Consider the following 2,355-nt stretch of genomic DNA (forward strand, 5'->3'; position numbering starts at 1 on the left):
GGACGGGGCGAGCTGCTCGCCGACGATACATTGGATGTCTCTGGGGTGCTTGACAGGGCCGCTGGCCTGGCCTTTGGGCTGGCTCAAGCAATATTGGGGCGCAATCTGACGATCTGTCCTCTCCGTGCCGAGTTGGATGACCGCCCGGCATACATAGGATGTTTGGCCGCCAGGGGGACGTGATATCTCTACGGCGGTCAGTGCCTGGACGACACCAACCTCAGCACCCCGACGCCACGCAGACCAGCAGTACAACTGCGAGGGCGGCTACCAGCAGATGCTCGATCTCAAGCCGGTCGCCGGTCGGGCGAACACCTACACCATGGTCGACGAGTGCAGCGGTAAGTGCCTGGACGTCTCGGGTGCCTCCGCGGCCGACGGAGCCGCCGTCATCCAATGGACCTGCGGCGGCGGGACGAACCAGATGTTCACGCTGGAGCCGGTCACCGCGCTGGGCAGCGGCCAGGACTACCAGCTCGTCGCGGTGGACAGCGGCAAGTGCGTCGACGTCAGCGGGGTGTCGACCGCACTGGGAGCCCTCGTCCACCAGTGGACCTGCGACCCCGCGAGCGTGCTGAGTACCAAGAAGAACCAGATCTGGCGCCTGCCGGGCAAGGCATGACCGCCCGCGCCTGACCATTCGGGCACCGTGAGGACCCCCGGCCGGGGGTCCTCACGGGTCGGCGCCGACCCGGGCGGTGGATGCGCCCCTACAGCTGGTAGAAGTCCCGGTAGTGGTTGGGCGAGTACCAGACCACGCCGGTGAGGCGCTCGCGCGGCCGCGACGGAGCGAGCCGGGCCGTGCACCCCCCTACGGCCCGGCTCGCTCGTGACTGCGGTCAGCGGGCGCCGAGGAGGTGTTCGTAGGCCAGCTGGTCGAGCTGCTCGAAGGCCATGCCGCGCCGGGCGGCGGCGTCGACGTCGAAGTCCTCGAAGGCGGAGCGGTCCGCCAGGAGCCCGGTGAGGCCGTCCTGGGCCGTGGGGAGGGCGAGTTCGGGCAGGCGCGAGGCGGTGAGCGCGGCCTGCACCTCGGGATCGGTGCGGAAGGCGCGGGAACGCTCGGCCAGCAGCAGGTAGTTGCGCATGCAGGCGGCCGCCGAGGCCCACACGCCGTCGAAGTCCTCGGTGCGCGGCGGCTTGAAGTCGAAGTGCCTGGGGCCGTCGTAGCCGGCCGACTCCAGCAGGTCGACCAGCCAGAAGGCCTGCCGCAGGTCGCCCGCGCCGAAGCGGAGGTCCTGGTCGTACTTGATGCCGGACTGGCCGTTGAGGTCGATGTGGAACAGCTTGCCGTGCCACAGGGCCTGGGCGATGCCGTGCGGGAAGTTGAGGCCGGCCATCTGCTCGTGGCCGACCTCCGGGTTGAGGCCGACCCGGTCGGGGCGCTCCAGCTCGTTGATGAACGCCAGCGCGTGGCCGACGGTGGGCAGCAGGATGTCGCCGCGCGGCTCGTTGGGCTTGGGCTCGATCGCGAAGCGCAGGTCGTAGCCCTGCTGCTCGACGTACTCGCCGAGGAGGTCGAAGGCCTCCTTCAGCCGGTCGAGGGCCGTGCGCACGTCCTTGGCCGCCCCCGACTCGGCGCCCTCGCGGCCGCCCCAGGCGACGTAGACCGAGGCGCCGAGCTCCGCGGCCAGGTCGATGTTGCGGATCGTCTTGCGCAGCGCGTAGCGCCGCACGTCGCGGTCGTTGGCGGTGAACGCGCCGTCCTTGAAGACGGGGTGGGTGAAGAGGTTGGTGGTGGCCATCGGCACCTTGAGCCCGGCGGTGTCCAGGGCGGCACGGAACCGCTTGACGATCTGCTCGCGCTCGGCGTCGCCGGTGCCGAACGGGATCAGGTCGTCGTCGTGGAAGGTGATGCCGTGGGCGCCGAGCGCGGCGAGCCGCTGCACGGTCTCGACCGGGTCGAGGGCGGGGCGGGTCGCGTCGCCGAAGGGGTCGCGCCCCTGCCAGCCGACGGTCCACAGACCGAAGGTGAACTTGTGCGCGGGGGTGGGGACGAGCGGGTCGCTGGACATGGCGCGGCTCCGAATCACGTGCGGAGGGGTGTTTGTCAGGGCTCTCAACAAATTAGTATGCCGGAACGTCAAAAGGAACCCACACACCGGAGGAACGCATGGCTGAGCAGCGCGTCGTGATCGGCGTCGACAGCTCGACCCAGTCCACCAAGGCCCTGGCCGTCGACCTCGACACCGGCGCCGTGGTGGGCGAGGGCCGCGCCCGGCACACCGTCAGCACCGGCGCCGGCCGCGAGAGCGACCCCGAGCAGTGGTGGGAGGCGCTCGGCGAAGCCGCGGCCCGCACCGGCTGGGCGGACCGCGCGGCCGCCGTCTCCGTCGCCGGCCAGCAGCACGGCCTCGT

The 2,355-nt window shown here is 70.7% G+C and carries 3 protein-coding genes; 2 read left to right on the forward strand and 1 reads right to left on the reverse strand.

Features of this window, described 5'->3' with window-relative positions:
- The first annotated feature begins 277 nt into the window (after positions 1-277).
- On the forward strand, positions 278-622 hold the full coding sequence (locus AB0O00_RS36075; protein ID WP_363658930.1) for an RICIN domain-containing protein: 345 nt from the start codon (positions 278-280) through the stop codon (positions 620-622).
- 217 nt (positions 623-839) lie between these two features.
- Here the strand turns inward: AB0O00_RS36075 and xylA are convergent, their stop codons facing one another.
- Entirely contained in the window at positions 840-2,012 is a 1,173-nt protein-coding gene (gene xylA, locus AB0O00_RS36080; protein ID WP_363658931.1) for a xylose isomerase, read from the reverse strand.
- A 98-nt stretch (positions 2,013-2,110) separates the two neighbouring features.
- On the opposite strand from xylA, the gene AB0O00_RS36085 reads away from it, so the two are divergent.
- On the forward strand, positions 2,111-2,355 hold a 245-nt coding region (locus AB0O00_RS36085; RefSeq protein ID WP_363658932.1), incomplete at its 3' end, for an FGGY family carbohydrate kinase.

Source organism: Kitasatospora sp. NPDC093558 (assembly GCF_040683475.1).
Taxonomy (GTDB): Bacteria; Actinomycetota; Actinomycetes; order Streptomycetales; family Streptomycetaceae; genus Kitasatospora.